Genomic DNA, 758 nt, shown 5'->3' with positions numbered 1-758 from the left:
TTATTGTCTTTAGACTGGTTCGCGACGTAGTCGCGAATCATAAAACCACCCGCTATGCGGGTGCGGAAACGAAAGTTATACAAAAAAATCACCTTGCTTAAGTATAATGTAGGTGTTCAAGCCGCATTATATGCAAAAGAAAGGTGATTTTATATGGCAACAAAGACACAGAGTCTTACGCACACAAAATGGTTATGCAAATACCACATAGTATTTACACCTAAGTATAGACGTAAAGTGATATATAATCAATATAGAAATAGTTTACGTGAAATATTGAGGCGTTTATGTGAATATAAGGGTGTCAAGATTATAGAGGGGGAGCTCATGGCAGATCATGTGCATATGTTAGTATTAATCCCACCTAAAATAGCAGTTTCATCTTTTATGGGATATTTAAAAGGTAAAAGTGCACTTATGATGTTCGATAAACACGCAAACTTAAAGTATAAATTTGGAAATAGACACTTTTGGTCCGAGGGATATTATGTTAGTACAGTAGGTCTAAATGAGACAACAGTAAGAAAATATATACGTGAGCAAGAGTTACATGACCAAATGAAGGATAAGTTAAGTGTAAAAGAATATGAGGACCCTTTTAAGGATAGCAAGTAATACATATCCCCTTTGAGGGGAAGGTTACGAGTCAATGGCTATGTGGCTTGAACGTAGTGAAAGCCAGCGCCTTTAGACGCTGGCCTAGCATTACGGGCTTATAGCCCGTGAGCAAACCACCCGTTTTACGGGTGGTTCTGATT

Annotated in this window: 1 protein-coding gene; it reads left to right on the top strand. The window is 37.9% G+C overall.

All coding sequences use genetic code 11. The features are described from left to right. Positions 1-153 precede the first annotated feature (153 nt). On the top strand, positions 154-615 hold the full coding sequence (gene tnpA, locus EO120_RS09085; RefSeq protein ID WP_127135149.1) for an IS200/IS605 family transposase: 462 nt from the start codon (positions 154-156) through the stop codon (positions 613-615). The last annotated feature ends 143 nt before the right edge of the window (positions 616-758 follow it).

Source organism: Veillonella caviae (genome assembly GCF_003992125.1).
GTDB lineage: Bacteria > Bacillota > Negativicutes > Veillonellales > Veillonellaceae > Veillonella > Veillonella caviae.
Note: the sequence above shows the minus strand (reverse complement) of the source record. Positions and strands in the feature narration are given on the sequence as shown.